This is a genomic window from Oleiphilus sp. HI0128 (assembly GCF_001635365.1).
The window spans coordinates 1-1,048 of sequence record NZ_LWGG01001358.1 but is presented as its reverse complement, the minus strand read 5'-3'; the positions used below and the strand labels follow the sequence as shown (position 1 = coordinate 1,048).

The window sequence follows — 1,048 nt, the reverse complement described above, 5'->3', positions numbered from 1 at the left end:
GACGTCGAGGTTTTTTCTGCCGTAGCGCTTAAAGAAGTAGTCTACGATGGTTTCATAACTGCTGATGAAATAATCTGTTTTTCTAAACTTAAGCCAGAAGTCATAGCCTAAGGCGATAAATTCAGATAGATCTAAACTGTCCATACCTTGTTGAAATTCAGACATGGGTTTATTTTCAATCGCTTCCCATAGCTCCATTGCAGAGTCGCGCAATTGCTCATCGCTTACTGAGCCTTCTAGAAACTTCTTGCTTTCGTCCAGGATAAAGTCGAGGCTGTCGATAATAAAACTTTTTACGCTCTCCTCTACTCCGGAGCCAATTTTTGGCGCAGCTTTGCTGACTACATTTCTTCCCATCTTGAGCATTGAGGACACGCCCGGAATGTTCTTGCTGATTAGGTTGCTTTCATAAATATAGCGAAGGATAGCTTGGTAAAGAATGCCTGATATTAATTCGGCATATATCGGTAGCTCAATTACTTTGTCTATGCCTTTGTTTCGCTGCTCCTTTAGCTCTAAAGCTTTGTCTATGAATTCTTCAAAGTCTTTTTTGCTGATGATTTGGTTCAGTAAGGTTTCTTGATGTTTTTTTGATGTAAATAGAGTGTCGGCTGCCTCACCCGCAACTTCGGCGATGGCACCTGGAATACTTGAGCTAACGACGTTTTCGTATATAACTTGTTTGATTTGTTTAGCGCTGACAAACTTATTTAGATGGATTTCTCCTACAGCTTTCAGTAAAAACTCAGTCTCTGAATCGCATAGCTCAATAAAACGATCGGAGTTAAAGCACTCAAGTTCGTGCTTTAAATGTAGCTCTAATAGCTGTTTTGAGAGTGAGGGGAGCTCACTTTTATCATTTGCTGTGTCGTGCTTGGTTTTGTTTGCTTGGCGCTTAGTCATAATAGACTCCTGTAATATAGCTTACAGTTGTACCCTTAATGTCTAGAGGCGTCAAATCAAAAGTCTATTTTTGCTGTTGATGTGTCGTAATTAAATTGTCTAGTATGGACGTTTACCACTTAGAGTACTGATCTTCGACAAAACC

General features: G+C 40.0%; 1 protein-coding gene. It reads right to left on the bottom strand.

Features of this window, described 5'->3' with window-relative positions; all coding sequences use genetic code 11:
• Positions 1 to 903: hypothetical protein (locus A3763_RS22535; protein WP_068760557.1), on the bottom strand; the 903-nt coding region annotated here is incomplete at its 3' end.
• Between the last annotated feature and the right edge of the window lie 145 nt (positions 904 to 1,048).